1 protein-coding gene and 1 pseudogene are annotated in these 536 nt (G+C 55.4%); both read right to left on the bottom strand.

Going from position 1 to position 536, the window contains the following annotated elements; translation table 11 throughout:
• A pseudogene (locus HKX41_10455) lies at positions 1-197 on the bottom strand (IS4 family transposase).
• A gap of 7 nt (positions 198-204) precedes the next feature.
• Positions 205-536, bottom strand: a 332-nt coding sequence (locus HKX41_10460) for an IS630 family transposase (protein ID NNC24555.1), incomplete at its 5' end; no start/stop codon positions are given.

The raw sequence follows: 536 nt of genomic DNA on the forward strand, positions 1-536 counted from the left end.
AGATTCGTGATATACAGATGGTAGTCGTCGGCGTCCTCGTCACGGACGCCGACGACGCGGAACCGCTTCGTGTCCAGCGACCGCGTTCCTTCGTACTGGCCTCGCTTGAACTCCGCTTCGACCTCAACGTCGATGTACTTCCGAGAGAGATCATCGACCACATCGTGGATCTGCTTGCCCTCTAAGGGAATGGCGCGCTAGTGATTAACGCAACTTCTGAATGAATCCGTCGAGGTGATTTTCGATCCAGGAGCCTGCGAAACTCAGCTGGTCGGTCAACTTTGTGAAGATCTCATCGAGGAGGGCGCGGTATTCAGCCGCGCCCTCCACGATCAGGGGCGAGGATTCCCATTTGAGACTCTTCCAGACGGGTTCAATCGGGTTGAGATGCGGCGAGCCCACAGGCAGAAAGATGAGGTCGATCCCGAGTTCGTGGGCGCGTTTGCGCGTGTACGCACAGATGGATAGGAAGAAGTTGACAAAGACCAGCAAAACACGAGGGCGAAAATGCTGCGTGTGGATTGCTTCGATAAAAG

The sequence above is a fragment of the Salifodinibacter halophilus genome (assembly GCA_012999515.1).
Lineage (GTDB): Bacteria > Pseudomonadota > Gammaproteobacteria > Nevskiales > Salinisphaeraceae > Salifodinibacter > Salifodinibacter halophilus.